We start from the raw sequence: 26,563 nt of genomic DNA on the forward strand, positions 1-26,563 counted from the left end.
ACACTTTAGCGTTTCGTTTGATTCGCTTTGCAGTCCGTGGTGGCCTGCCGTGTCAGTGGGTGCGTATATTACCTTCGCGAATTTTTAACGCAACCCTTTTTTGAGCTTTTTTGTTAAAAAAACGGCTTTATTTTCTTCCCACAGGTTATACACATTTAATACGCAAAAAGCCCACCGAAAGGTGGGCTTTTCTGTACATAACTTAGAGGAAGAGTTGTTTACCCCCCCACATAACTCAGCATAACACCCGCAGCTACCGCAGATCCGATTACGCCGGCTACGTTTGGCCCCATGGCATGCATTAACAGGAAGTTCTGCTTGTTAGCTTCAAGCCCCACTTTATTGGCAACTCGAGCAGCCATTGGAACCGCTGACACACCTGCAGCACCAATCAATGGGTTAATTGGTGATGCTGACATCTTGTTCATCAGTTTCGCCATCAAAACACCCGTTGCAGTACCGATTGCAAACGCCACCAATCCAAGGGACAAAATACCTAGGGTTTCTATATTAAGGAAGGCTTCAGAGCTAAGCTTCGACCCCACTCCCAATCCTAAGAAAATCGTCACAGTATTAATCAATGCGTTTTGAGCCGTATCACTCAAACGATCGACCACTCCAGACTCTTTCATCAGGTTACCGAAACAGAACATACCTAACAGTGGTGCAGCAGAAGGCAAAAATGCCGCTGCCAGCAAGGTCACTACGATTGGAAAGACAATCTTTTCGGTTTTAGATACATGACGAAGCTGCACCATTTGAATAGCACGCTCTTCTTTAGAAGTCAGTGCCTTCATGATGGGCGGCTGAATCAAAGGTACCAACGCCATGTAGGAATATGCAGCCACTGCAATCGCCCCTAGCAGGTCAGGAGCCAAGCGGCTTGCCACGAAGATAGCTGTTGGACCATCCGCACCACCAATGATGCCAATCGCTGCTGCATCCGCGAGAGAGAAATCCATAATGCCAGTAGCACCTAAAACCACAGCACCAATCACGGTTGCAAAAATACCGAACTGAGCCGCAGCCCCAAGCAATAGGGTCTTGGGGTTAGCCAGCATGGGCCCGAAATCAGTCATGGCCCCCACTCCCATAAAGATAAGCAATGGGAATAGGCCCGTTTCAATACCACCATGATAGATGTAGTACTGCAATCCACCCGGTGACACCATGTGCCCCGTCGCATCATAGACTGGCGCAGCCATAAACCCGGCACCAGGAATATTCACTAGGATGGCCCCTATGCCGATTGGCAGTAGCAGCAAGGGTTCAAAGCCTTTTTTGATGGCAAGGTAAATGAGCAGCAAGCCCACACACATCATAACGAACTGACCAAACTCCAACTGATAGATACCAGTATCGTGGTACAGGTTTAATAATTTCTCTTCCATTTTATTATCTCACCCTGCTTTATAGAGTCAGCAACGCTTGACCAACCTGAACAGCATCACCCTCTTTCACAAGGATAGAACCGACAGTCCCTGATTTTGGTGCAGAAATTTCCGTTTCCATTTTCATGGCTTCCATGATCATTAAGGTATCCCCTTCAGCAACTTGCTCACCTGGCGACACTAAAACCTTAAAGATATTCCCTGCTAAAGGTGCCGGCACATCTTCACCACCCGCTGCTGGAGCTGGTGCAGCAGGCTGAGCTGGTGCAGACACTGGAGCGGTAGCTGGCTGAATGCTATTAACATCCCCGCCCTCGCTCACCTGCACAACAAAGGTCTCACCCGCAACACTGACAGTATAAACAGAAGCATCACCTGCCTCTTTGCTTGACACTTCAGCTTTTGGTGTTGCTGGCGCTGCCACCTCCTCTAATGTTGGAGCTGGTTCAAACGCTGACGCATCACCACGGTTTTGCAGGAATTTAAGACCAATTTGTGGGAACAAGGCATAGGTCAGCACATCATCAATTTCGTCATTAGCAAGTTTAAGACCTTTGTCTTTTGCAAGCTCAGACAGCTCTGCCGAAAGCTTATCCATTTCTGGATCCAACAAATCAGCAGGTCGACATGTAATAGCTTCTGCACCATTTAAAACGCGAGCCTGTAGCTCTTCATTAAACGGCGCTGGCGCTGCACCGTATTCACCTTTCAAGATACCTGCGGTTTCTTTAGAGATTGATTTATAACGCTCGCCTGTTAACACGTTTAGCACCGCTTGAGTACCAACAATCTGAGACGTTGGAGTCACCAAAGGAATCATACCTAAGTCTTGACGCACACGAGGAATCTCCTCTAGTACAGCATCAAACTTGTCGGAAGCCCCTTGCTCGCGCAGTTGGTTTTCCATATTGGTCAACATGCCACCAGGCACTTGAGCGATTAAGATACGAGAATCCGTACCACGCAAAGAGCCTTCAAACTTCGCATACTTCTTACGAACAGTACGGAAGTATGCAGCAACCTCTTCCAGTTTAGTTAGATCTAGACCCGTATCACGATCTGTACCCTGTAGTGCCGCAACAACAGACTCTGTAGAGGAATGTCCATAGGTCATAGACATTGAAGAGATAGCGGTATCTACGCGGTCGATACCCGCCTCGATAGATTTCAGAATGGTCATGTCAGACAAGCCTGAGGTGGCATGGGCATGCAACTGCACTTCTAGGTCTGTTTGCTCTTTAAGCTTACTTACCAATTCAAATGCATCATAAGGCGTCAAAATACCAGACATGTCTTTAATGGCGATCGAATCGGCCCCCATGTCTTCAAGGGTTTTCGCATAATCAACCCAAGTTTTCAAAGTATGGACTGGGCTCTTTGTATAAGAGATCGTTCCTTGCGCATGCTTCCCTTCAGTTTTAACAGCCTTAATCGCTGTCTCAAGGTTACGCGGATCATTCATAGCATCAAAAATACGGAACACATCCACGCCATTTTTCGCTGCACGCTCAACAAACTTAGCAACCACATCGTCTGCATAATGACGGTAACCTAAAAGGTTTTGTCCGCGCAGTAGCATTTGTTGTGGCGTATTAGGCATCGCTTTTTTCAATTCACGGATACGATCCCACGGATCTTCACCGATAAAACGAATACAAGAGTCAAATGTTGCCCCACCCCATGATTCCAAAGACCAGAAACCAATCTGATCCAGTTTTTCTGCGATTGGAAGCATATCGTCGATACGCATACGAGTAGCAAAAAGCGATTGATGTGCATCTCGTAATACAACATCAGTGATACCGAGAGGGCGTTTGTTATCTGACATGTCTTGGCCTCTAAAAAGATTAGCTAAAAATTATTTACGGTTACGGTGTTGGTGAATCGCAGCAGTAATAGCTGCTGTTATTTTAGGATCCACGCCGGAGGACTTAGCAGCAGGTGCCGTAGCAGTCGCTGCCCTTGGTTTTACCACCGGCATTGCTTCAGGAAAGTAGCGAGTTAACAGCTTTGACATGTATGTCGTTGCAAATATCAACACGCCAAGAAATAGGAATACAAACCCCATCCCTAGTAACATCAACCCAAAACCATCGTTAATTAAGTTATTCATAGCACTTTCCATAAAAATCTGAATAATTCAAAACGTGACAAAAGCAGACGTTTAATACTCACACGTGCACATTAAGTCCGCAATGTAAGTTCTTTTGTATCACAAACCATAACAGTTTCATATTTTTTTTGCATAACAGTTAGATAACGTGACCCTAAACACACACCCCAAAGCCTCACCAGACATACTACTCGCTGTCGCCCCAATGGAAGGCGTCATGGATCACACCATGCGCGCTCTACTTTCAAAAATAGGCGGCATGGATTATCTCGTATCAGAATTTGTCCGAGTCACTCAGCAGCCTACTTCCAGCCAAGCTTTTAAAAAACTTGTACCGGAACTCAATACAGGTGCCAAAACGATTCACGGTCACCCTGTCCACATTCAATTACTCGGATCTGATGCTGAGATCATGGGCGCCAGTGCTGCCAATGCAGTGGACGCCGGCGCAACTCATATTGATATTAATTTTGGCTGCCCTGCTAAGCGTGTTAATGGGCATGGCGGAGGTTCATTTTTACTACAAACTCCCGAGGCGCTTTTTAATATAGTACATACCGTCAAGACATCCCTGCCTAAAAACATACCTTTATCTGCCAAAATGCGTCTTGGCTTTATGGATGAGGCACTTTTCTATGAAAATCTAGCCGCCATCGAAGCTGCAGGCGCTCAGACACTCACAATACACGGACGCACCAAGAAAGACGGCTATGGCCCTCCTGCGCGCTGGGAAAAAATAGGACATGCAAAACAACAATCGACTATGAACATCATCGCTAACGGAGACATTAATAGTCGGTTAAATCTGGAAGCTTGTTTAGAGCAAACTCAATGTCATCATTTCATGATTGGCCGAGGTAGCCTAAGCAACCCGTTCATCTTTCGGGAGCTAAAAGGAGGGGAAGCAGGCACATTTACAGAATTGTACGACCTCATCCAGGGATATATGACCACCCTAGGAGAGCACTACGATGACTTCGCAACCCTCGGTCGCATTAAGCAATGGAGCGCACACTTGCGCCAAGATTGGCCGATCATAGCCGAAAACCTAAAAAGCATTCGACAGACCCAAAGCACCTATGAGCTCAAACAGGTACTCGATAAATTAAGTGGAAGCGAAATATAAAAAAACAAAGCACTAGACCTGAAGTAAACCAAGGAAGGTTTTGATCAGAAATAAAAGAATGAAATCTAAATTTGAAATATCTAGAAGGGATTAAACGAAAGGAAAACTTAGGAGAATATTAAGTGTGGCGCATCCGGGAGGATTCGAACCTCCGACCGCTCGGTTCGTAGCCGAGTACTCTATCCAGCTGAGCTACGGATGCGTAACTACTTAATTGATGTTAGATGGCGCATCCGGGAGGATTCGAACCTCCGACCGCTCGGTTCGTAGCCGAGTACTCTATCCAGCTGAGCTACGGATGCGTAATCTAATTTTTCGAATTAAGATGGATAGCTCTTTATTCGTCACTTGTTAACACGTAATGGCGCATCCGGGAGGATTCGAACCTCCGACCGCTCGGTTCGTAGCCGAGTACTCTATCCAGCTGAGCTACGGATGCGTAAATGGCGGAGAGTGAGGGATTCGAACCCTCGATGAGTTTCACCCCATACTCCCTTAGCAGGGGAGCGCCTTCGGCCACTCGGCCAACTCTCCGAAACAAGTGCCGCGTATTATAGAGACACCAAATGTGTTGTAAAGACTTTTTTTAAAAAAAATTAATCTTCTGTTTGTTCGTCTTGTTCTTTCTGAATGCGAAGGTAGATTTCTTCACGGTGCACAGAAACATCTTTTGGTGCATTGATACCGATACGAACCTGATTACCTTTTACACCTAGTACAGTGACAGACACTTCATCACCAACCATAAGTGTTTCACCTACACGACGAGTTAAAATAAGCATAGCATTTCTCCTTAAATATCCTTGTGAGACATTGGAAATCCCTGACTACTTTGTAGGGATTTCCTTACAAGACGAATTGTAGCCGCTCTCTAACCCCGAATCTACCCATGCACCAGATGATCTTGTGTCAAAGTGTTACGCTTCGCTAACACCTGCATCTGCTTCGTTAAGTTTGAATGCAGAATGTAGAGCTCGAACCGCTAACTCCATATATTTCTCATCAATGATTACAGAAACTTTAATCTCTGAGGTAGAGATCAACTGAATATTGATGGACTCATCAGCTAAAGCTTTAAACATAGAGCTGGCAACACCCGCATGGGAGCGCATCCCCACCCCAACGATAGACACCTTAGCGATCTTATCGTTTGAAATAACTTCTTTCGCTTCCAGAGACTCAGCAACCCCCTTCAGAACAGAGATCGCTTTCTCATAGTCGTTACGATGCACAGTAAAGGTAAAATCCGTTGTGCCGTCCACAGAGACGTTCTGAACAATCATGTCCACTTCGATGTTCGCATCACTTACAGGACCAAGAATCTTTGATGCCACACCTGGAATATCAGGTACGCCCTTAAGAGTTAATTTGGCTTCATCACGATTAAACGCGATACCAGAAACAGCAGGCTGTTCCATATTTTCATCTCCATCAGTAGTAATAAGCGTCCCTTCTCCTTCAATGAAGCTAGATAGGACACGTAACGGAACTTGGTATTTCCCCGCAAACTCAACAGAGCGGATTTGCAGAACCTTTGAACCTAAGCTGGCCATTTCCAACATTTCTTCAAAGGTGATTTTTTCTAGACGACGGGCACTGTCTACCACTCGCGGATCCGTGGTGTACACGCCATCTACGTCAGTATAGATTTGGCACTCATCAGCTTTCAAAGCAGCGGCCAAAGCCACCCCCGTGGTATCAGAGCCACCACGTCCTAGCGTTGTGATATTGCCCTGAGCGTCAGCCCCTTGAAAGCCAGCCACAACCAGCACCTTGCCTTCAGCCAGATCCGCTTGCATGGCTTCCGTATCAATACTCTCAATACGCGCTTTACCATGGGCATTGTCAGTCGTGATTCGCACTTGGCTACCGGTATAAGATTTTGCCAATAGACCGCGTTTCATCAACGCCATACTCAGTAGGGCGATAGTGACTTGCTCACCAGTAGACAGAAGCACATCCATTTCACGCTCATTTGGCGTGTTTTGGACACTCTTTGCCAACTCGATTAAGCGGTTTGTCTCACCACTCATTGCTGACACCACAACAACGATGTCATCACCTTGCTGCTTGTGCTTAAGCACTCGGTCTGCCACCGCTTCGATACGTTCAACAGAGCCTACCGAGGTGCCACCATATTTTTGAACTAACAATGCCATTTTCTAAACTTCCACTAAAAAGCGCCCCGTAGGGCGCATAAAACTAAACTCGCTCGCTCACCCATTCAGGCACTAGCGATAACACTTCAGCAACCCCTTCGGGTTTGCTTCCGCCTGCTTGAGCCATGTCTGGACGACCACCACCGCGACCATCCACATAAGGCGCAGCCATTTTAATCAGATCGCCTGCTTTGACTTTCGCTGTTAGCTCTTTCGTCACACCAGCAATCAAGCTCACTTTGCCATCATTAACAGCCGCCAACAGGATCACCGCGGATTCAAGCTTACTCTTTAACTCGTCCAGTAGATCTCGCAGCCCTTTTGGATCGTCAATCTCAACTTGCGCCACCAACAACTTACCGCCGTTGATTTCCACCGCTTGAGACGCCAAATCAGCGCCAGCTTGAGCCGCCAACTTAGATTTTAGCTGATCGATTTCTTTTTGCAGGGCACGAGCCTGATCATTAAGCGCCACTACCTTATCCAAGGCAGCCTCTTTGCTTGCCTTAAATAGCCCAGCAATCTGAGCCAAAGTCGCATCCGTTTGACGGGTTGCATCAATTGCCGCTTTACCTGTTATTGCTTCAATACGGCGTACACCTGCAGCAATACCACTTTCCTGAACGATCTTAAACAGGCCAATATCACCGGTACGCTTAACATGTGTACCACCACACAACTCAATGGAGTAATCAGACCCCATGGTCAGAACTCGAACTTGCGCTTCGTATTTTTCGCCGAATAGAGCGTGAGCGCCTTTCGCTTTGGCCGCTTCAATGTCCATGACTTCGGTAATGGTTTCATGGTTCAAGCGCACCTGCTCATTTACCATATCTTCCACTTGTTCTAGCTCTGCTGCAGTCAGACCTTCAAAATGAGAGAAGTCAAAACGTAGACGCTCCGCATTGACTAAAGAGCCCTTCTGCAACACATGATCACCCAACACACGGCGCAATGCTTCGTGCAATAAGTGAGTCGCTGAGTGGTTTAGTGCCGTAGCATTACGTAAAGAACGATCCACTTCCGTGGTGACCACGTCACCGACTTTCAAAGCGCCTTCACGAACTTCCACATGATGCAAATGCACCTTGCCTTGCTTAGTAGTATTGCTCACTTTTACGGCAGCGGGACCACGGAACCAACCTTGATCACCCGCCTGACCACCAGACTCTCCGTAGAAAGGAGTTTCTGTTAGCACGACCAATCCTTTTTGACCTTGCTGAAGCACTTCAACCGAAGCACCATCAACTAGAATCTGCTCAACAGGGCTTTGACCTTCAAGGAAAGAGTAGCCTGTGAATTCTGTCTGACCGTCCACACTGACAGAACCAGACATATCCAAACTGAAGTTACTCGCAGAACGGGCACGGGCACGTTGCTCTTCCATGGCCGCTTCAAAACCTGCCTCGTCGATTTCAAGACCTGCTTCACGGGCAACATCATTCGTCAAATCTGCAGGGAAGCCATAGGTATCGTAAAGCTTAAAGATAGTCGCTCCTGGAATGACTTTGCTATCACCAAGGTTAGCAATATCTTCTTCAAGGATGCGCATCCCTTGATCTAGGGTTTTCGCGAACTGCTCTTCTTCTTTGAGTAGAATAGAGGCAACGCGATCAGCCAACTTACGTAGCTCTGGGTAGGCTTCGCCCATTTCCGCATCCAGTGCTGCCACTAGCTTATGGAAGAATGGCTGTTTTTGGCCCAGTTTATTTCCATGACGTACAGCACGGCGGATAATACGGCGCAATACATAACCACGTCCCTCATTAGATGGCACAACACCATCCACAATCATGAAGGAACAGGAGCGAATATGGTCAGCAATAACCCGCAGTGACTGAGAAGAAAGATCTTCTGTCCCCACAGCCAAGGCAGCTGCCTTGATTAGATTTTGGAACAAGTCGATTTCGTAGTTAGAGTGTACCCCCTGCAAAATAGCAGAAATACGCTCAAGCCCCATTCCAGTATCAACAGAAGGCTTAGGCAAATTCGCCATCGTGCCATCTGCAGAACGATTGTACTGCATGAATACAACGTTCCAGATTTCGATAAAACGGTCGCCATCTTCTTCAGGAGAACCTGGAGGCCCACCCCAAATATGCTCACCGTGATCGTAGAATACTTCGGTACATGGACCACATGGCCCCGTATCACCCATTGCCCAGAAGTTATCTGATGCATAACGGGCACCCTTGTTGTCACCGATACGGATGATTTTTTCCGCTGGCACGCCGATTTTGTCTTTCCAAATACCATAGGCTTCATCGTCTTCCGCATAGACAGTGACGAGCAGCTTTTCTTTTGGCAAACCTAAAACACCGGTTAAAAACTCCCAGGCGTAAGAGATAGCCTCTTCTTTGAAGTAATCACCAAAGCTGAAGTTACCCAACATCTCAAAGAATGTATGGTGACGGGCGGTGTAACCTACGTTTTCAAGGTCATTATGCTTACCACCGGCTCGCACACAGCGCTGGGACGTCGTCGCTCGCGTGTATGGACGTTTATCAGCCCCTAGAAATACATCTTTAAATTGCACCATACCCGCGTTTGTGAACAACAGGGTCGGATCATTGCCCGGAATCAGTGAGCTGGATTCCACGATCTGGTGCTGCTTGCTTTCAAAGAAAGACAAAAATGACTGGCGTAACTCAGAACTCTTCATAATTGGATGAGACTCTATCTCTAAATATCTGGCGAATTGAATTGCGTCAAAGCCTCCTTAAGAAGACACTTTGGCAATTAAAAGGTAGAAAATAGTACACGGAAAAGGCGTAAATGATCAAAACCTAAAGAACAGATTTTGCGCTTATTTTTAGCAATCCCTCCCAATTACCCATGATTTAACATAAGTAATTGGGAGAAAACCGTCAGAAAGGAGGTAAAAGAGGTTACGACTCGCTGGTATAAACCAACTTAGGTCGAGTCGTCATGCGTGTAACCAGCTCATAGCCGATGGTATCTGACCAGTACGCCACCTTCTCTACTGGCATACCTTCACCCCAAAGTACCACTTCATCACCAATCGCCAAGGACTGATCTGTGTGGCTAAATTTGGCGGTGATCATGTCCATAGACACACGCCCTGCCAGCTCAGCAGGTTTGCCGTTAATCAACAAAGGGGTGCCTGCTGGTGCGCTACGTGGATAGCCATCCCCGTAACCAATGGCAATCGTACCTAACTCATGATCTTCCTCAGCCTGGTAACCTAACCCATAACCCACTCGATCACCGGCCACCAAAGAGCGAACAGAAATCACCTTGGACGTTAAAGTCATAGCAGGAGTCAATCCCAACTCGGCACCGCTCAATTCGGAAAATGGGGAAATGCCGTACAACATAATCCCAGGACGAATCCAGCCATTTTCAGGCACACTCCATTTCATAATGGCCGCAGAGTTCGCCACACTGGACCCGATCTCACCAATCAATTGGCGAGCTTGCTCAAAGTAAGTGAGCTGCTTCATGGTGGTTAAGTCTGCCAAGTCATCTGCACAAGAGAAGTGTGTCATTAGCAAGACCTCACCTACTTTCCCTGAAGCCCGTAAAGCATGGACATAATCGTCTGCGACTTCCTTGGTCACACCCAAACGATGCATCCCTGAATCCAATTTCACAAAGATTTTTTCAATCTGGATATCACGCTCGAGCAAACCATGGAGTTGGACTTCATTTTCTACGGCAGCCCAAAAACCATGTTGCTGACACAACTCCCATTCGGAGTCTTCAAAGACACCTTCCAAAAGCATGACCGGTGATTCAATACCGGCTTCACGCAATTCCAAAGCCTCTTCGATCGTAGCGACGGCAAAGGCATCCGCCTCCTCGTCGAGAAAAGTTGCAACACGAACGGCACCATGGCCGTAGGCGTTACTTTTTACGACAGCAAAAGCATGACAAGTAGGATGCAATTGCTTTGCATAGCGGTAGTTTGACAGGATCGCGTCTAAATTGACGGTCGCTGTAAGTGGCCTAGACATCTGCGCCCCTTAATGTGCGTAACGTTTAACTGCAAGATCCGATGAGTCGATCGCAGTCTTCTCACCTAACATGATATCAGCAATCAGTGCTGCAGATCCGCAACTCATGGTCCATCCTAAGGTTCCATGCCCAGTATTTAGGAATAAACCCTTAATCGGCGTTCCACCGACCACTGGCGTGCCATCTGGCGTCATGGGGCGCAATCCAGTCCAATATTCCGCTTCTGATAAATCCCCTCCTTGAGGAAAGACATCACCGACCACATGAGCAATCGTATCCGTTCGGACTTTTGGCATTGTTAGATTATAACCCGTTAGCTCCGCTGTACCTGCCGCACGAATGCGATTTCCCAATCGAGTCACCGCCACCTTGTACGTTTCATCCATAATGGTTGACGTCGGTGCAAACTCAGATTGTGTGATTGGCACCGTCAAGGAATACCCTTTTACAGGGTAAATGGGCACATCCAAATCAATCGCTTTGAGCAACTCTTTGGAGTAGCTACCAAGACACACCAACACCTGATCAAAGTTAAGCATAGCTTCTTTAGTTTGTACGCCCTTGATAGCACCTTGATTGATTTCCAGACGTTCAACGGAAGTATTGAACTTAAAATCCACTCCAAGCTTGTCGCACTCAGCCTTTAGCGCTTCACAAAACATATAGCAATCACCGGTTTCGTCTCCCGTTAATCGCAATGCACCTTTAAACTTATCAATCACAGGTGCCAACCCCGGCTCGACTTTAAGAATATCAGCGGGGGTTAACTCTTCATGAGGCACTCCCAAGGCCTTGAGCACCTTGATATCTTTTGCGGCGCCTTCTACCTGCTCATCCGTACGAAACAGTTGTGTGGTACCACCTTGCCCATCGTCATAACGAATGCCCAACTCTTTGCGCAAATCAATAAAGCAATCACGACTGAACTCCGCTAAAGCCATCATTCGAGATTTATTTACGTTATAGGCTTGATTGGTGCAGTTAGCCAACATCTTGGTCATCCAAAGCAACTTTTTAACTTCTGGCTCTGGGCTAATTTTCAGCGGCGCATGCTTTTGCATCAACCATTTGACGGCTTTCATTGGTATCCCAGGAGCCGCCCAAGGGGCAGAGTACCCGGGAGAAATCTGACCTGCATTGGCAAAGCTTGTTTCCAAAGCCACACCTGGCTGACGGTCCAAAACTGTCACCTGCACACCTTGCTTTGCTAAATAATAGGCAGACGTCAAACCCACAACCCCTGCCCCTAAGATACAAACATTCATAGCGAACCTCCAAAAGAACTATCCACTATTCTTCCAAAAGATAACTAGAATTTCTCACCATATTTAAAATCATATAAAGAATTAAAAACCATAAGATCAACACTAAACAGATAATCATATAATTTATCAATTCAAATTATTTCAGCTATAATCTTTCCTTTTGCAGTACCAATATCCTATGACTCATCAAGCTTCCGCCTACAACCACGCCTTATGGCTGTTAGGCGCCCGCGAACACTCTGTTCGAGAACTTCAACAAAAGCTAAGTCGCAAAGAGTTTTCGGCTGAGGACATTCAAGCGGCTATCGACAAACTCATCGAATATAACTACGTCAATGATCAGCGTTTTGCTGAAGCCTTTGCTCGCAGCAAAGCCGCAAAACCACTGGGCAAGCAACGCATCCTGAATGAACTTAAAATGAAAGGCATTGATGAGGCATCCGCTAAGCAGGCACTCAATGCTCTGGAGGCTGATTGGTTTGAATTAGCTCTAGAGTTAAAGCTTAAAAAATTTGGAGAAGCTGTCAGTCGCGATTATAAAGAAAAAGCCAAACAAACAAGGTATTTGGCTTACAGAGGGTTTGGCTTCGACGAAATCAAACACGCCATCGAATACAGAGAAGAGGATTAAGACATAAGAGAATTAAGGTAACGCTCCTCCATGTTCACGTAATTTGCCTGAACCGTATCAATTTTAGCATCCAGATCAGCTATTTTTTTCTGCAACAGCAGGACTTCTTCGTTATCATCAGCACCAGAATCAAGCTGATCCAACAAACGCCGCTTTTCGTCTTCAAGCTCTGCATTAATCTCTTTTAAATTCTCAATTTCTTCTTGCTCTTGAGACGTTGGAACTACCTCTCCCACGTCTCCATTTAAGCGCTGAGTTAATTGATCGTACTCCAACTTAGCCTTATCCAAGTCTCGCTCAAGCACATTCACATATAACTCTGAGTCATCCACCATCTTCTTAAGGGAAGCAAGTTTTTCCAGCTGTTCACTTTCAAATTCTTCGTAGTCCTTATGGAATGGCATTGCATCGATAAAGCCAGACAAGGCTTCTACCGAGTCATACTCATTAGCCAACGCCTCTTGAGCAGACATCACACTAACTTCATCTTTAGACTCAAGCTGAGCACCTTTCAAGCGCAACGCTTCCTCACGCTTACGTACATCCACATTCAAGTTGTACTTGATGGTCTGCAAGCTCTCTAGCTTATTTTCGAGAGACTTTATTACGCGATTACTTTCTAACAAACTCTTCTCGAAACGCGCAAAAGCAATGTCGTATTCCGCTAAATGATCGTCCTTACCATGGGCAACTTCACGCTTTTGACTGACACGATCCTTTAGCTCATTGATCACAGAGGCGCGGTAATCTGCTAAATGCTGTAGCTCGTCTACCTTATCATCCAACTCTGTACGCATAGGCGCCAAGAAACCATCGGAGGAAGTTTCACCTAAGAACTCAGATAATGCATCTAAATACTGCTCACTGGAGCTGTTGCCAGCATCAGCTTTCAAACGCTCACCCAATTCATACATGGAAGCCAACTCTGCACGAACACTGGCAAGCTCTTGGTCGACTTCATGTTCTTCGTTAAGTTTTTCCTGCTGCTTATCAAGCTTGGCATTTAGATCGGCCGTAATATTCATTTGATCAAATACCAAGTCGCCAGTGTGCTGAATCACCTTATTGAGTTCTTTCAGCAGATTGTTACTAACAGATAAACGTTTAAGTAAGACATCAATCTCTTGGGCTTGCTGCAGTTGCTCTAAGACAAACTCGAACTGACTCAGGTATGGCGTGACATCCTCGTCATCCCCAGAGAGCAACTCACGCTCAATACTCAGGAACGTATGCCAACATTTTAGAGAAAGATCTTGCTGCTCCTCGGAAAGCTGTTCACAGACTGCAAGCTGTTGATCCAATAGCGCCAACCAATGGCTATTTTGAGACAGTTGATCATCTGTGACAGCCTCATCATCAAAGTCCTCGGAGTCTTCAACTGAATCAACAGGCGTTTCAACTTTGGATTTTTGCTTGACGCGCCAGTACCACACACCGCTTGCAATAAGCAGTAGAGCAGACACTCCGGTTGTGATCATCAACACAAACACCAAATTCATCGAGAACACCTAGTCATCCTATCTTCCCTTTAGAATAGTTGTTTAAAAAATAAGACTCCACACAGCGTACTATTTTTAACAGTCGAATTACCAAAATGTCACAGCAATCAAGCTTAACAATATGATGCAGACAAGGTTTAAAACAAAACCTACCCGCATCATCTCGCTCTGATTTATATGCCCTGACGCAAACACAATAGCGTTAGGAGGGGTTGCCACTGGCAACATAAAGGCACAAGAAGCGGAGATGGCAATCAACACAGCTAGAATCACCGGAGATACTCCGAAGGCCTCAGCCAAACCGCTGAACACAGGAATTAATAACGCTGCACTGGCAGTATTGCTAGCAAATTCCGTTAGAAACACCACAAACGCTGCAATAACTAGGATTACTACCACAATATTCAGATCTGCAATCAAGACGCTCAGCTCGTTCGCAAGAAACATGCTAGTACCCGTTTCCCGCAAAATATTACTTAAACAAATCCCACCTCCGAATAAGAGTAACACCCCCCAATCTGCGGTTTTCTCCACATCCTTCCATTTCGCAGCCCCAGAAAAACACACCAAGATAATCGCTCCGAGAGCAATAATTGTGTCAAAGCTTTTGATTCCCCCTAGCATGCCATTAATCGGCTTACTAAAGATCCACATAAAGACGGTTAAGAAGAAAATCACCAAGGTTAGTACTTTACCTTGGCTCCAGACCACAGGTTCCACATTAAGATCAAAACCACCACGAAGGTCAGGTTTCAAAATCAAATACAGCAAGGCAACGGCAATGGGTAGTAAGATCAAGGACACAGGCAAACCAAATGCCATCCACTCAGAGAAAGACAATCCTACCTGGGCCGCAGCAATAGCATTTGGCGGACTCCCCACCAAGGTGGCAATCCCACCAATGCTGGAACTGTAGGCAATCCCCAATAAAACAAACACATAGGTACTGTGGCCACGCTCCTGATCCACCTTGCTTAAGATACCCAACACCAAAGGCAACATCATAGCGGCTGTGGCCGTATTACTGATCCACATAGACAGCACCGCCGTTACACCAAACAGCATAAAGATAGCGAGATTCATCCGCCCTCGCGCCATTTGCAATACCTTATCGGCAATGACCCTATCCAAACCTTGTACTCGCATGGCTGCGGCCAAGGCAAAGCCCCCTAAGAACAGAAAAATAGTGGCATTTGCGAAATTATTCAGCGCCGTTTGCGTATTAAAAACACCAAATAAAACCGCCATAACAGGAACCAAAATAGCGGTGACCGTGACATGCAAAGCTTCTGTTAACCAAAGAATGGCGACAAACACCAATATACTTAAGCCAAGCACCACATTAGACTCAAAGGGTAAGGTGTTATAAAGCAACGCAAACAAAAGCACATCGAACACAACAATTAATGACTTGATATTAAAAACACCAGTGGCCGAGCTAACGACTGGCCGTGAGGAAGGTTTACTACTCATTCTTATATTCCTTTATCGGAGTAGCCAAGCGTGATCATCATGCTTGAACAACAATTAAACAACAAGCCCAGCATTAAAACGGTCTATTGGGGTTCACAGCAATGCTAGAAGTGGGAAAAATATGTCAGATTCCATCCTGATTGACATTTAACATAAGTACTCTTCAAATCACCGATGAACCCACCTCTGAAACAAAAAAAGCAGCCTATTGGCTGCTTTTTTAGAAATCGAAAGTATCTGGAAACGTTAGGACTAAAGGTCTAACTCAGCATTTTCAGTTGAGTCAGCCTCTGCCGCAGCTTCTTCTTTGGTGGCTTTTTTCACTAACAGGGTTTCACGAATCTTAGCTTCTACTTCTTGAGCAATCTCAGGATTGTCCGCCAAGAACTGAGCAGCATTCGCTTTACCTTGACCAATCTTATTGCCATTGTAGGCATACCAAGCACCGGACTTATCAACGAATCCTTGCTTCACACCTAGATCAATGATCTCACCCATACGGTAAATACCCGCACCATACATGATCTGGAATTCAGCCTGTTTAAATGGCGGCGCAATTTTGTTCTTCACAACTTTTACGCGGGTTTCGTTACCAATGACTTCATCGCCTTGCTTAACAGAGCCGATACGGCGAATATCCAAACGTACGGAGCTATAGAATTTCAGTGCATTACCACCTGTAGTGGTTTCTGGAGAGCCAAACATGACACCGATCTTCATACGAATCTGGTTAATGAAGACAACAAGACAGTTAGCATGCTTGATAGAGCCAGTAAGTTTACGCATGGCTTGCGACAAAAGACGCGCCTGAACACCGACAGAAGAATCACCCATCTCCCCTTCAATCTCAGACTTAGGCACCAAGGCTGCAACCGAGTCAACAATGACTACATCTACACTGTTAGAGCGTACCAACATGTCACAGATTTCTAGGGCTTGCTCACCCGTATCTGGCTGAGAAACCAACAGGTCACCAATGTTAACACCTAGCTTTTCCGCATAAGACGGATCTAAAGCATGCTCGGCGTCGATGAAGGCACAGGTTTTACCTTGCTTCTGAGCTTCTGCGATAACACTAAGCGTTAATGTGGTTTTACCTGAAGACTCAGGACCATAGATTTCACAAATACGGCCATAAGGCAAACCACCAGCACCCAGTGCAATATCAAGACCTAGAGAGCCAGTAGAAACGGTTTCGATGTCCAGCTTTGCGCCTTCACCCATCTTCATGATGGCGCCTTTACCAAACTGACGCTCGATTTGAGAAAGCGCTGCGTCTAACGCTTTTTTCTTGTTGTCTGCTGTAGATGCCATATCAAAATCCTAGTGGTATTTACCTGTAAATTTAAACTGAGACTAATGTAACGCGTTTTAAAATTGCACTCAAGAAAATACTGTATAAAAACACATGCTTTTTATTTAGAGTGACAACACACCTTCTAACGCACGTATCACAGTGGCATCACGAATCCCTTTACGATCACCGGAAAACAGGCATCTTTCGACCTGAGCTGGCTGGCCTTTATGTTGCCACCCAATATACACACAGCCGACAGGCTTTTCCTTCGAGCCGCCCCCTGGTCCAGCCACTCCGCTAACCGCCACAGCAATATCACCACCGAGCGCCAAGGCTCCGGCACACATTTGTACAACGGTTTCTTCACTGACTGCACCGTGTGTGGCGAGGGTTTGTTCTGATACCCCCAACCCACGGACTTTCGCTTCATTCGCGTAACTCATGACACCGCCGAAAAACCAAGCGGAGCTGCCAGCTAATTCAGTACAACTGGCCCCAATTAAACCACCGGTACATGACTCAGCCGTGACCAACATCTTACCGTCTGCTGTCAATGCTTCTGCGACTTTGACGACCAAATCATGAATGATTGCTTCACTCACTTCCATCACTCCCTTAAATCTGATGAGATTTTCCCTTAGAATATCCGCCCTGTTTCACACACACAAATACACAACGCGAGCCGCTGCATGAGTCAACACGACAAAGACAACCACACCCCCATGATGCGCCAGTATTTTGGCTTAAAGTCGCAGCATCATAACCAGCTGCTATTTTACCGCATGGGCGATTTTTATGAGTTGTTTTACGACGATGCAAAACGCGCGGCAGAGCTACTGGATATCACGCTGACGGCCCGCGGGCATTCCGGGGGTAAACCCATTCCTATGGCAGGAATCCCCTATCATGCAGCGGAAAACTACATTGCCCGCCTTGTTCGCATGGGAGAATCCGTAGTCATCGCTGAACAGACTGGCGATCCAGCCACCAGTAAAGGCCCGGTCGAACGTCAAGTCGCCCGTATCGTTACCCCTGGCACCATCAGTGATGAAGCTTTTTTAGAGGAAAAGCGAGAAAACCTACTTCTATCTATTGCCCACGTACAACGCAAAGGGCTGGATGTCTTTGGCTTTTCTTATTTGGATATGGCCAGTGGTCGCTTCTGCGTATTTGAAGTGGATGGCTTTGAAGCGCTAGCTAGCGAATTGCAACGCCTAACACCTAAAGAAGTCCTGATTTCTGAAGACTTCCCTGCTCGAGACCTCATTACCCTTGAGCGCGGCGTGAGCGAATTGGGCCCATGGCATTTTGACTTCGACTCCAGCTACCGCCAACTCATCCAACAATTCAATACAAAAGACCTATCTGGCTTTGGCTGTGAAGCCATGAGTGCGGCCATCGCTTCCGCAGGGGCACTGCTCCAGTACGCCAAAGATACACAAAGGTCTGCACTACCCCATATTCAATCCATCAGCGTGGAGCAGCGGGACAATTCGGTACTCATCGATGGCGCTACTCGTCGTAACTTAGAGATCGACCAAAACTTAAATGGCACCACAACCAACACCCTAATGAGTGTCATTGATAGCTGTGCTACCCCGATGGGATCCCGCTTACTTAAACGCTGGCTGCACACTCCTATTCGTGACCTAGATGAAATTAATGCTCGTCAGGACGCTATCGGAGCGCTACTCGAAGGCTTCCATTTTGAAACGTTACACGACAGCATCAAAAAGATCGGCGACCTAGAACGTATTCTATCCCGCGTTGCCTTACGCTCCGCACGTCCGCGAGATTTGGTTCGTTTACGGATGGCATTAGAAGCGATGCCCGCCATTCGCGATCAATTAGACCAAGTTAGCAGCAGCACTCGTCTGACGCTTCTAAAAGACCGCTTAGTAGAACTACCAGAACTGACTCAGGAGCTAACGAACGCCCTAGTGGAAAACCCACCTTCGGTCGTACGTGACGGAGGAGTCATTGCATTCGGTTACGATGAAGAACTGGACGAACTGATCTCCTTGTCTACCAATGCGACAGATTACTTAGCTGAAATGGAACGCCGAGAAAAAGAACGCACCGGCATAGCCTCTTTAAAAGTAGGCTTCAACCGAGTGCACGGTTATTACATTGAAATCAGCCGCTTGCATTCTGATCAAGCGCCAGCTGAGTACATTCGCCGACAAACATTAAAAAATGCCGAGCGTTTCATCACACCTGAATTAAAAGAATTTGAAGACAAGGCCCTGAGTGCAAAATCCAAAGCCTTGGCCCGTGAAAAGCAACTTTATGAACAACTTCTAGACAAACTTAATGATGAGCTAGGGCCGCTTCAAACAGGTAGCCAAGCCGTTTCCCAGCTTGACGTACTACACTGTTTTGCAGAACGAGCAAACCGCTTGAGCTTTGTGCGACCAAGCCTACACAATGAGGGAGGCATTGCTATCCAAGCGGGCCGTCATCCGGTTGTCGAATCCGTCATTACCGATCCCTTTATCCCCAACGACTTAGAGCTCAACGATGGCCGTAGCCTACTCATGATCACTGGTCCAAACATGGGCGGTAAATCTACCTATATGCGCCAAATAGCCATTATTACCTTGCTTGCGCATACCGGCTGCTTCGTCCCAGCGGAGTCCGCCTCCATTTCTGTTGTGGATCGCATCTTTACCCGTATGGGTTCATCTGATGATTTAGCTGGCGGGCGCTCCACCTTCATGGTGGAAATGACTGAAACCGCAAACATTTTAAATAACGCCACCAAAGACAGCTTGGTACTCATGGATGAGGTAGGACGAGGCACCAGTACTTTCGACGGTCTCTCTCTGGCTTGGTCGGCGGTAGAATATCTGGCTAATAACTTGGGTAGCTATGTGCTTTTCGCAACCCACTATTTTGAATTAACCACCTTAGCGGATCGCCTTCCAAACGCGGCAAACGTTCACCTAACGGCCACCGAGTACGAAGACGAAATTGTCTTTATGCATCAGGTGCATGACGGCCCTGCAAGCCAGTCGTATGGTTTACAGGTGGCGCAATTAGCAGGCGTACCAAGAGACGTTATTATTGAGGCGCGCCAAAAACTTACTGAACTGGAGCAAGACAGCTTCAAAACTGCACCTGAAATCAGCCCCGAGCCAGTGAAAAAATCCGCACCAAAAGCCAAATCAGCAGCAACTCAGTCTCCCATGCAGCCAGACATGTTTGCCTTGGACGAGCAAAATGAGTTGAAAGAAGCGATCAAATCACTGGATCTGGATAACACAACTCCCCTTGAAGCCCTAAATATGCTTTATAATCTTAAAAAGGATCTTTAGCAGCATAAGCTAATGACAGATAAATTTAGAGCGATTAGCATTTCTCCCTTGCTGGTAAACAGCCTAACGCTCTAAAATATCCGCAAAATTTTGAACCGTTTCTAGGAGAAGTCGTATGGCTTTCATCGTCACTGATAACTGTATTCGTTGTAAGTACACGGACTGCGTAGAAGTCTGCCCTGTGGACTGTTTTTATGAAGGCCCAAACTTTCTAGCCATTAACCCTGATGAATGTATCGACTGTGCATTATGCGAGCCTGAATGCCCTGCTGGCGCAATCTTCTCTGAAGACGAGTTGCCAGATGGTCAAGATATCTTTGTTGAGCTAAACCAAGAATTAGCATTAATTTGGCCAAACATCACTGAGAAAAAAGATGCGTTGCCAGATGCTACAGAGTGGGATGGTGTGGAAGATAAGCTTGAGCACCTAGAGCGCTAACACAGCGACTCCAGACGAAAAAAAGGGCAGCCTAGTGGCTGCCCATTTTTTTGCTCTTCGTCCTGAAAAGCGCTCATCCGATGAGTAAAACATTCTGTTTAACTATCCGTGAGATCCAACCGTTCATGTTCGCATGATTTCGCTCCATGAAATCATTCACATCCTGTGATCTAGATCCATCTAAAAAGCTGTCCTAGCTTTCATTCATGTTTACAGAGATCCTACTCTGTTGCGCATCATGCGCCCCTCGATCCATGAGTTCCGTTTGGATAAGTACACTTTAACCGATCAGCGCCAAGAATCAACTCACAAAAAAACAACCAAAAAACAAAAAAGTCATTTAAAATCAGACAATTAGATTTTATGAAGCCGTAATTTCCAAAACTTCCCGCAACACACTGAATTCCCTTACGAGCAACGTCGGAAAATTCATACAAGCAATTAGATATCTCCTGACACCTTACCCTGATCTCTATAAAGAAGAGCGAAATCCTTCTACCCATTTAACCGCTTCAGTATAGGTTTCCGCCAATAGAGTGACATCCTCAGGAGCTTTAATGGGACGCTGTTTTTCATACGCTTCGATCAAGTCCAAGGTATAGCCCACACGCCCTGAGCGCTCAACAATGGCACTGGTAAACTCTAACGGTAAAGGTAGCTCAGACAAGATGGTATCCAGATCAATGCCCACACACACATCTATCAGGGACAACATGCCCGCGAGAAAATAACGATCTTCGTTGGCGTACTGGCGCTTTTTAGCAAACAATTCAGCATGCTTAGCACGGAGTAATACTTGAGATTGCAAAGCTTCCCGGTCAGCCGTCATTTCTGACATCAGCAATAAATTAGTAATGGCTTTAAGTTGATCAATACCGATTAGCATGATGGCTAAACGAAGGGAATCTACGGAGGCCATCAAGCCCGTCATAGGAGAGTTAAGATACTTGAGCAACTTGTGAACCAAGCCTATGTCTTGACTGACAATGCTTTCAAGCTCGGAAATGGATAAGTCGCTGGCTTTCATCATAGCGGCCATCAACTGCAACAGAGTCATTTGATTGACGCGGGAAGCTTTACGAGAAATCGATTCAGGCTTTTCGAAGAAATAGCCTTGGTAATAATCTACCTCGAGCAACTTAGCGAAATGATAATCTTCCCAAGTTTCGACCTTTTCGGCGATCAACTTAACTTTGAAGGGTTTAAGCATCTCAACCTGTTTATGAAAGGCTTCTTTACCTAAGGCCTTCATATCCAGTTTGACGTAATCCGCAATCTCAACAAAAGGCGACAACTTAGGCTCAAACACAAAATCATCTAAAGCCAACTTGAAACCAGCCCCGTGCCAACGACGCAGTGACGCCAACAGCACAGCATCAAAGCCCGCTGTTTCCAGCACCTCTATTACCGTATGCTCTTTGGGAAGCGGCACACCGCTTGGGTTAATCAAATAACCCCGAGGAAAATTTACAAACGCCTTACCTGAACCAACGAGATTGTGTAACCCCAAATCCAGCAAACTGGTTGTAATAACTTGAGCTGTCGCACCCACTTGATCGTAAACATCAGCATCCATTGCCTGGGCATCGCGACGATACAGCAACTCATATGCAATCGTTGACAGTTTATTATCGACAATTGGCTGACGAGCTATCGCTACGTTTTGGTAGTTCATACGTGCTAGAACCTTTGACGTCATACTTAGTTAGGCAACGAGCTCTGACAATTGCACTCTATATGCTCACTGTATTGCCAAATTTGTCTTTGGGCGAATGCAATAAACTTGGTAACATGACCGGATAAATAAAGCAAAATAAATTGTGGGGATACCAATGCCAGAATATCGCTCGAAAACCTCTACCGCCGGCCGCAATATGGCAGGCGCTCGTGCCCTTTGGCGCGCAACGGGCATGAAGGATGAAGACTTTCACAAACCTATTATCGCCGTAGCTAACTCATTCACTCAGTTCGTTCCAGGTCACGTACATCTAAAAGACCTTGGACAATTGGTCGCCCGTGAAATTGAAAACGCTGGCGGTGTGGCTAAAGAATTCAACACCATTGCGGTGGATGACGGTATCGCAATGGGCCATGACGGGATGCTTTACAGCTTGCCGTCCCGTGACCTTATTGCTGATTCTGTCGAGTACATGGTCAATGCACACTGTGCCGATGCACTGGTATGTATTTCTAACTGTGACAAGATCACACCTGGGATGCTAATGGCCGCTATGCGCCTTAACATTCCTGTTATCTTCGTCTCTGGCGGACCAATGGAAGCAGGCAAAACCAAGCTTTCTGAGCACAAGCTTGATCTAGTGGATGCTATGGTTATTGCCGCAGACGACAGTGTTTCCGACGAAGTTGTTGCCGAAATCGAGCGTTCTGCTTGTCCTACCTGTGGTTCTTGTTCCGGTATGTTCACTGCGAACTCGATGAACTGTTTAACAGAAGCACTAGGGTTAAGTCTTCCAGGTAACGGTACCGTCGTCGCCACCCACGCAGATCGTGAGCGCTTGTTCCTCGAAGCAGGTCAGCGCATCGTTCAGATCGCTAAGAATTACTACGAAAAAGACGAAGCTAAGTGGTTGCCACGCTCCATCGCAACATTCGAAGCCTTTGAAAATGCTATGACATTGGACATCGCCATGGGCGGTTCCACCAACACCATTCTTCACCTATTGGCAATTGCACGTGAAGCAGGTGTTGATTTCACCATGCAAGATATTGATCGCCTATCTCGTAAAGTGCCTCAGCTATGTAAAGTGGCTCCTAACACCCAGAAATACCATATTGAAGACGTTCACCGTGCTGGGGGTATTTTTGGTCTATTAGGCGAACTCAATCGCGCAGGTATCTTACATAACCACGTACATACGGTTCACTCAGACACCATGCTAGATGGCCTTAAGAAGTGGGACATCATGGAATCACCGTCTCCTGAAGTTGTAGAATTCTACAAAGCAGGCCCTGGTGGCATTCCAACACAAGTCGCCTTTAGCCAAGACTGCCGCTGGCCAACTCTAGACGGAGACCGCGCAAATGGCTGTATTCGTTCTCTTGAAAATGCCTTCTCTTTAGAAGGTGGTCTGGCGGTTCTATACGGTAACATTGCCCTAGACGGTTGTGTGGTGAAGAGTGCCGGTGTAGACGAATCAATCCTTGTATTCGAAGGTCGTGCCCACGTAACAGAATCTCAAGACGAAGCCGTCAGCAACATCTTGGCTGATAAAGTGGAAGCTGGCGACATCGTTATCGTTCGCTACGAAGGACCTAAAGGCGGTCCTGGCATGCAGGAAATGCTGTACCCAACCTCTTACATCAAGTCGAAAGGTCTAGGCAAAGCCTGTGCCCTACTGACGGATGGTCGTTTCTCTGGTGGTACTTCTGGCCTATCGATCGGTCACGTTTCACCTGAAGCCGCAGCCGGCGGCGCAATTGGCCTAGTGGAAAATGGCGATCGCATCTTAATCGACATTCCAAATCGCTCCATCAACGTCATGATCTCTGATGAAGAATTGGCAGAACGTCGTGCAGCAATGGAAGCCAAAGGCACTGCAGCATGGAAACCTGTCGAAGAGCGCCCACGTAAAGTGTCAACAGCGTTGAAAGTTTACGCCCACTTTGCCACCAGTGCCGATAAAGGTGCCGTGCGCGACTTGGATCAACTTGACTGATCAACGCTTACAAAGCTCAAGCCGCGCCTCCTATGAGGGGCGGCTTTTTTAATTTTTAGGATCATCACTATGCTTAGCTATCGCCACATATACCATGCGGGCAATCACGCGGATATTTTGAAGCACTTAGTTGCCAGCCAAATATGCCGCCACCTAACCAAAAAAGAAGCCCCTTTCTTTTATTTGGATACCCATGCAGGTATTGGGCTGTACGAGCTTGAATCAGACCAAGCACAACTCAACCAAGAATTCGCCACGGGCATCAGTCGATTGCTTGAAAAAGAAGACCTACCTGAGCCCTTAGAAGCCTTTGTAGAGATCGTCCGAGAGCTCAACCCTGACGGTCAATTACAATTTTATCCCGGCAGCCCAATGGTGGTAGATCACTATTTGCGGATGAAGGATAAAATGCATCTATGTGAGTTGCACCCCAACGACTTTCCATTACTTGCTGCACTTTTCCCCAAAAAAAGAGTCGCAAATGTGGTAAAAGATGATGGATTCCTTGCGGTAAAATCCATGCTGCCACCCCCTCAAAAGCGAGGTTTTGTGCTGATGGATCCGCCTTATGAAGTGAAAAACGACTATCAAAAAGTCGTTAAAGCACTCGAAGAAGGCCATAAACGTTTTGCCCAAGGGACCTACGCCATCTGGTATCCTGTACTCAATCGCCGTCAGGCTGACAGCTTGCTTGATGCCGTTGAAGCGACCAAAATTAAGAATACCCTGCTACTAGAATTGAATATTCGTGGCACGGAAACAAAACGCGGCATGGCTGGCAGTGGCATGATAGTTGTTAACCCACCATGGACGCTGGAAAGCGAAGCAAAGACCTTCCTACCGTATCTAGTGGATACCTTAGCAGAAGACTCTGACGCACATTTCCAACTGCGATGGATCACCCCAGAGTAAACTTATTATTAGGCGTCACATTGATTGACAGAGGAGTCTCAAATGACCATTCCATTTCACACTGCTTTTCTTCGCATGCCAACACCAGCCTTTGTGGCCGATATTGAAAGCGGCGAGATCAAAGCAGCGAACGGAAGCTTGGAAAACCTCTACCTCAATGTGGGCGCCACGCGCCCAGAAAGCTGGGCAGAGTTTATCCACGACCACCAAACATCTTTGAGTCAAACGGTTGCCCTGATTAAACAAGGCACCATTGAACGGGTTACTGCACCTTTACAAGTTGGTGATCGCTTACTTGCCGCAGAAATCAGCCTCAGTCTGCTCGATGAGACAAATGTACTCGGATACATCTCCCACACGGACCATCTTGATTTTTCCGTAGCAGAAAACACCTTACTCAAATTTGCCTTGACCGAATCCTCTGCAGGCCTGTGGATGTGGGAGGTCGAAGGGGACACTATTTCCTGCTCTCAATCCATTGCCTCTTTACTAGGCTGTCCTCTAGAAGACACGCCACACAACACCGTTGACTGGCACAGTCGTATTCACAAAGATGATGCAGCCAAGCTCATTCAAACGGTAAAAGAGCACATTGAACACCGGCAAAAATACTACGAAGCAGAATACCGTATTCGTCGCGCCAACGATGAGTACATCTGGGTCCGCGAACGTGGCCGTACCTACAGCCAAAGCAATGCGGGCGAGGTGAAGAAGATCATAGGTTTTGTAGAAGACATCAGTCACCAAAAAGCCCTCGAAGAACACCTACGCTCACAGGCCACCTTTGATGAATTAACAGGATTGTTAAATAAGGGCGCTGCACTGACCCATTTCACTAAGCAATTGGGGCTTGCCCGTCGCCAGTACACACCGCTTACCATGGCAAAAATCGACCTTGATGCCCGAGGCTTACTGGCAGACATGCCCCTAGATCAGCGCAATACCGCTATTCACACCACAGCGCGCTTCATCTACAAGAAAATCCGTGAAGCGGACATCTTAGCTCGTGTAGCCCATGACAAGCTCTTGCTTCTATTGCCCAACACCAGCCTTAAAGACGCCGAAAAACTGATGAAAACCTTCCTAACCCCCAAGGAAGACGAGCGTAAAGTACTGGAGTTTTCCGACGCCAGCCACTTAAACCTCTGTGTTGGCTTAGCCACTTTCCCAGAAGATGGGGAGAACATTGAAGAATTGGCTCAAAGCGCCAACGCAGCCGTCGAGAAAGCACGTACATCCGGCCTGACCTTGTCTATTGCCGAATAAATTGCCACAGACAAAAGCCT

Annotated in this window: 20 protein-coding genes and 4 tRNA genes; 7 read left to right on the top strand and 17 right to left on the bottom strand. The window is 46.7% G+C overall.

The features are described 5' to 3' along the window. Positions 1–218: 218 nt before the first annotated feature. The 3 genes from ACFQ45_RS00015 to ACFQ45_RS00025 are packed head-to-tail and all read right to left on the bottom strand — an operon-like array spanning position 219 to position 3,504. Entirely contained in the window at positions 219–1,391 is a 1,173-nt protein-coding gene (locus tag ACFQ45_RS00015) for a sodium ion-translocating decarboxylase subunit beta (RefSeq protein ID WP_377364075.1), read from the bottom strand. 19 nt (positions 1,392–1,410) lie between these two features. After that, positions 1,411–3,219, bottom strand: a complete 1,809-nt coding sequence (gene oadA / locus ACFQ45_RS00020; RefSeq protein WP_377364077.1) for a sodium-extruding oxaloacetate decarboxylase subunit alpha — start codon at positions 3,217–3,219, stop codon at positions 1,411–1,413. Positions 3,220–3,249: 30 nt separating this feature from the next. Continuing rightward, entirely contained in the window at positions 3,250–3,504 is a 255-nt protein-coding gene (locus ACFQ45_RS00025; protein ID WP_377364079.1) for an OadG family protein, read from the bottom strand. 148 nt (positions 3,505–3,652) lie between these two features. Between ACFQ45_RS00025 and ACFQ45_RS00030 the strand changes: the two genes are divergently transcribed. Then, complete coding sequence (locus tag ACFQ45_RS00030; protein WP_377364081.1) at positions 3,653–4,630, top strand: tRNA dihydrouridine synthase; 978 nt, start codon at positions 3,653–3,655, stop codon at positions 4,628–4,630. 125 nt (positions 4,631–4,755) lie between these two features. On the opposite strand, the gene ACFQ45_RS00035 is transcribed toward ACFQ45_RS00030, so the two are convergent. From ACFQ45_RS00035 to ACFQ45_RS00075, 9 genes are all read right to left on the bottom strand, one after another. Beyond that, positions 4,756–4,832, bottom strand: a tRNA-Arg gene (locus ACFQ45_RS00035). A 23-nt stretch (positions 4,833–4,855) separates the two neighbouring features. Next, positions 4,856–4,932 (bottom strand) — tRNA-Arg (locus ACFQ45_RS00040). 60 nt (positions 4,933–4,992) lie between these two features. Beyond that, positions 4,993–5,069: transfer RNA gene (locus ACFQ45_RS00045), tRNA-Arg, on the bottom strand. A 5-nt stretch (positions 5,070–5,074) separates the two neighbouring features. Then, positions 5,075–5,164: transfer RNA gene (locus ACFQ45_RS00050), tRNA-Ser, on the bottom strand. 62 nt (positions 5,165–5,226) lie between these two features. Further along, the gene (gene csrA, locus ACFQ45_RS00055) at positions 5,227–5,412 is read right to left on the bottom strand and encodes a carbon storage regulator CsrA (RefSeq protein WP_377364083.1); all 186 of its coding nucleotides are present in this window, start codon (positions 5,410–5,412) and stop codon (positions 5,227–5,229) included. 135 nt (positions 5,413–5,547) lie between these two features. Next, complete coding sequence (locus ACFQ45_RS00060) at positions 5,548–6,789, bottom strand: aspartate kinase (RefSeq protein ID WP_377364085.1); 1,242 nt, start codon at positions 6,787–6,789, stop codon at positions 5,548–5,550. A 43-nt stretch (positions 6,790–6,832) separates the two neighbouring features. After that, positions 6,833–9,469, bottom strand: coding sequence for an alanine--tRNA ligase (alaS, locus tag ACFQ45_RS00065; RefSeq protein WP_452600436.1), 2,637 nt, complete (start codon positions 9,467–9,469; stop codon positions 6,833–6,835). 208 nt (positions 9,470–9,677) lie between these two features. Further along, a complete protein-coding gene (alr, locus tag ACFQ45_RS00070) occupies positions 9,678–10,766 on the bottom strand; it encodes an alanine racemase (protein WP_377364089.1) in 1,089 nt (362 codons plus the stop codon). Positions 10,767–10,775: 9 nt separating this feature from the next. Next, a complete protein-coding gene (locus ACFQ45_RS00075) occupies positions 10,776–12,032 on the bottom strand; it encodes a D-amino acid dehydrogenase (RefSeq protein WP_377364091.1) in 1,257 nt (418 codons plus the stop codon). Between the two features lie 178 nt (positions 12,033–12,210). Between ACFQ45_RS00075 and ACFQ45_RS00080 the strand changes: the two genes are divergently transcribed. Next, positions 12,211–12,663, top strand: a complete 453-nt coding sequence (locus ACFQ45_RS00080) for a regulatory protein RecX (RefSeq protein WP_377364093.1) — start codon at positions 12,211–12,213, stop codon at positions 12,661–12,663. On the opposite strand, the gene ACFQ45_RS00085 is transcribed toward ACFQ45_RS00080, so the two are convergent. From ACFQ45_RS00085 to ACFQ45_RS00100, 4 genes are all read right to left on the bottom strand, one after another. Beyond that, positions 12,660–14,162 (bottom strand): V-type ATP synthase subunit I domain-containing protein, encoded by a 1,503-nt coding sequence (locus tag ACFQ45_RS00085; protein ID WP_377364095.1) that lies wholly within the window; start codon positions 14,160–14,162, stop codon positions 12,660–12,662. The genes ACFQ45_RS00080 and ACFQ45_RS00085 overlap by 4 nt on opposite strands. Positions 14,163–14,249: 87 nt before the next feature. Continuing rightward, positions 14,250–15,635 (bottom strand): SLC13 family permease, encoded by a 1,386-nt coding sequence (locus ACFQ45_RS00090; protein ID WP_377364097.1) that lies wholly within the window; start codon positions 15,633–15,635, stop codon positions 14,250–14,252. Positions 15,636–15,887: 252 nt separating this feature from the next. After that, the gene (recA, locus tag ACFQ45_RS00095; protein WP_377364099.1) at positions 15,888–16,949 is read right to left on the bottom strand and encodes a recombinase RecA; all 1,062 of its coding nucleotides are present in this window, start codon (positions 16,947–16,949) and stop codon (positions 15,888–15,890) included. Positions 16,950–17,054: 105 nt separating this feature from the next. Further along, complete coding sequence (locus ACFQ45_RS00100) at positions 17,055–17,540, bottom strand: CinA family protein (protein ID WP_377364101.1); 486 nt, start codon at positions 17,538–17,540, stop codon at positions 17,055–17,057. Between the two features lie 81 nt (positions 17,541–17,621). Between ACFQ45_RS00100 and mutS the strand changes: the two genes are divergently transcribed. Then, positions 17,622–20,249 carry a DNA mismatch repair protein MutS gene (gene mutS, locus ACFQ45_RS00105; RefSeq protein WP_377364103.1) on the top strand — a complete coding sequence of 876 codons (2,628 nt, stop codon included), beginning with the start codon at positions 17,622–17,624 and terminating at the stop codon, positions 20,247–20,249. 115 nt (positions 20,250–20,364) lie between these two features. Continuing rightward, the gene (gene fdxA, locus ACFQ45_RS00110; protein WP_377364105.1) at positions 20,365–20,688 is read left to right on the top strand and encodes a ferredoxin FdxA; all 324 of its coding nucleotides are present in this window, start codon (positions 20,365–20,367) and stop codon (positions 20,686–20,688) included. Positions 20,689–21,160: 472 nt separating this feature from the next. On the opposite strand, the gene ACFQ45_RS00115 is transcribed toward fdxA, so the two are convergent. Next, positions 21,161–22,363 carry an EAL and HDOD domain-containing protein gene (locus ACFQ45_RS00115; RefSeq protein ID WP_377364107.1) on the bottom strand — a complete coding sequence of 401 codons (1,203 nt, stop codon included), beginning with the start codon at positions 22,361–22,363 and terminating at the stop codon, positions 21,161–21,163. 157 nt (positions 22,364–22,520) lie between these two features. Between ACFQ45_RS00115 and ilvD the strand changes: the two genes are divergently transcribed. The 3 genes from ilvD (at position 22,521) to ACFQ45_RS00130 (ending at position 26,543) form a co-directional block, all read left to right on the top strand. Further along, complete coding sequence (gene ilvD, locus ACFQ45_RS00120) at positions 22,521–24,365, top strand: dihydroxy-acid dehydratase (RefSeq protein ID WP_377364109.1); 1,845 nt, start codon at positions 22,521–22,523, stop codon at positions 24,363–24,365. A gap of 69 nt (positions 24,366–24,434) precedes the next feature. Continuing rightward, a complete protein-coding gene (locus ACFQ45_RS00125; protein WP_377364111.1) occupies positions 24,435–25,277 on the top strand; it encodes a 23S rRNA (adenine(2030)-N(6))-methyltransferase RlmJ in 843 nt (280 codons plus the stop codon). 42 nt (positions 25,278–25,319) lie between these two features. Further along, positions 25,320–26,543: a sensor domain-containing diguanylate cyclase gene (locus tag ACFQ45_RS00130; RefSeq protein ID WP_377364113.1), complete on the top strand. Its 1,224-nt coding sequence runs from the start codon at positions 25,320–25,322 to the stop codon at positions 26,541–26,543. Positions 26,544–26,563 lie beyond the last annotated feature (20 nt).

Origin of the sequence: Rhodanobacter aciditrophus, assembly GCF_042679525.1 — a bacterium.
Lineage (GTDB): Bacteria > Pseudomonadota > Gammaproteobacteria > Pseudomonadales > Marinomonadaceae > Marinomonas > Marinomonas aciditrophus.

Bases quoted from the DNA above. Each gene is read 5' to 3' on its own strand.
- ACFQ45_RS00015 (WP_377364075.1), bottom strand. From the start codon at position 1,391: ATGGAAGAGAAATTATTAAACCTGTACCACGATACTGGTATCTATCAG.
- oadA (WP_377364077.1), bottom strand. From the start codon at position 3,219: ATGTCAGATAACAAACGCCCTCTCGGTATCACTGATGTTGTATTACGA.
- ACFQ45_RS00025 (WP_377364079.1), bottom strand. From the start codon at position 3,504: ATGAATAACTTAATTAACGATGGTTTTGGGTTGATGTTACTAGGGATG.
- csrA (WP_377364083.1), bottom strand. From the start codon at position 5,412: ATGCTTATTTTAACTCGTCGTGTAGGTGAAACACTTATGGTTGGTGAT.
- ACFQ45_RS00060 (WP_377364085.1), bottom strand. From the start codon at position 6,789: ATGGCATTGTTAGTTCAAAAATATGGTGGCACCTCGGTAGGCTCTGTT.
- alr (WP_377364089.1), bottom strand. From the start codon at position 10,766: ATGTCTAGGCCACTTACAGCGACCGTCAATTTAGACGCGATCCTGTCA.
- ACFQ45_RS00075 (WP_377364091.1), bottom strand. From the start codon at position 12,032: ATGAATGTTTGTATCTTAGGGGCAGGGGTTGTGGGTTTGACGTCTGCC.
- ACFQ45_RS00080 (WP_377364093.1), top strand. From the start codon at position 12,211: ATGACTCATCAAGCTTCCGCCTACAACCACGCCTTATGGCTGTTAGGC.
- ACFQ45_RS00085 (WP_377364095.1), bottom strand. From the start codon at position 14,162: ATGAATTTGGTGTTTGTGTTGATGATCACAACCGGAGTGTCTGCTCTA.
- ACFQ45_RS00090 (WP_377364097.1), bottom strand. From the start codon at position 15,635: ATGAGTAGTAAACCTTCCTCACGGCCAGTCGTTAGCTCGGCCACTGGT.
- recA (WP_377364099.1), bottom strand. From the start codon at position 16,949: ATGGCATCTACAGCAGACAACAAGAAAAAAGCGTTAGACGCAGCGCTT.
- ACFQ45_RS00100 (WP_377364101.1), bottom strand. From the start codon at position 17,540: ATGGAAGTGAGTGAAGCAATCATTCATGATTTGGTCGTCAAAGTCGCA.
- mutS (WP_377364103.1), top strand. From the start codon at position 17,622: ATGAGTCAACACGACAAAGACAACCACACCCCCATGATGCGCCAGTAT.
- fdxA (WP_377364105.1), top strand. From the start codon at position 20,365: ATGGCTTTCATCGTCACTGATAACTGTATTCGTTGTAAGTACACGGAC.
- ACFQ45_RS00115 (WP_377364107.1), bottom strand. From the start codon at position 22,363: ATGAACTACCAAAACGTAGCGATAGCTCGTCAGCCAATTGTCGATAAT.
- ilvD (WP_377364109.1), top strand. From the start codon at position 22,521: ATGCCAGAATATCGCTCGAAAACCTCTACCGCCGGCCGCAATATGGCA.
- ACFQ45_RS00125 (WP_377364111.1), top strand. From the start codon at position 24,435: ATGCTTAGCTATCGCCACATATACCATGCGGGCAATCACGCGGATATT.
- ACFQ45_RS00130 (WP_377364113.1), top strand. From the start codon at position 25,320: ATGACCATTCCATTTCACACTGCTTTTCTTCGCATGCCAACACCAGCC.